Source organism: Mesorhizobium sp. M7A.F.Ca.AU.001.01.1.1 (assembly GCF_004022735.1).
Classification (GTDB): Bacteria; Pseudomonadota; Alphaproteobacteria; order Rhizobiales; family Rhizobiaceae; genus Mesorhizobium; species Mesorhizobium ciceri.
The window spans coordinates 1-867 of record NZ_RZPF01001233.1 but is presented as its reverse complement, the minus strand read 5'-3'; the positions used below and the strand labels follow the sequence as shown (position 1 = coordinate 867).

The 867-nt window shown below is 64.4% G+C and carries 1 protein-coding gene; it reads right to left on the bottom strand.

Annotated features, from left to right (window positions below):
* Positions 1–106: 106 nt before the first annotated feature.
* Positions 107–867 (bottom strand): DUF4175 family protein (locus EN884_RS37320; protein ID WP_128361201.1); only part of this gene is annotated, 761 nt, incomplete at its 5' end.

Sequence of the window (867 nt, the reverse complement as noted above, 5' to 3'; positions counted from 1 at the left end):
GAAGATGCGCAGGATGGGTGTGACGGCGCCAAGTCTGGGACTGGTGGTGCAACCGTGCGAGATGGTTTTCAGGTGGGATGGACGGGGGCGGCAATCCCCTTGTTTTTTAGCAATTCCGGACGGCAAACCGCTTCACACATTTCCTGGAATTGCTATATTTCAGCTCGAGCAGCCGTTCCAGATAGCTGCGTTCGATGTCAGGGCTGAGCGCATTGCCGAGCCGCTTGCGGATCGCTTCCAGAATCTGGCGGGCGCGCTGGACGTCGATCTCGTCGGGCACCTTCACCGAATCGCCGAAATCGGGACCCTGGCTGGCGCGCGGCCGGCCGAGCGGATCGCGATCGGCGTTCTGCTGGCGGCCGCCTTCCTCGCCGCCACCCTGGTCGCCCTGCATGGCCTGCATCTGCTTCATCATGTCCTTGGCGCCCTTGCGCAGCGCTTCCAGCGCCCGGCCCTGATGGCCGACGGCCGCATCGCCTTCGCCCTCGCCGAGTGCCTGTTCGGCATTGCCCATGGACTTGCCGGCCTCGCCAAATCCTTCATTGGGCTCCATACCCATGCCTTCGAGGCCCTTCTTCAGCTGTTCGAGGTCGCTCTGCAACTGGCCCTGGCCCTGCTGCAGCTGTTTCAGCGCATCGGCGAATTCCTGGGGCGTCATCGGCTTTTGCCGGGCGAGCGGATCGCGGTCTTCGCCGACGCCGGGTCTGTCCTCGTCCTGGCCGCCTTCGCCGAGCTGCTCGTCACGGTTCTGCCCGCGCTGGCGCTCGCCGCGCTGCATCTGATCCATGCGGAAGGTGTCGTTCATCATCTCCTGCTGACGGCGCAGGATCTCGCCCAACTTGTCCATCTGCTGGCGCATCTCGCTGT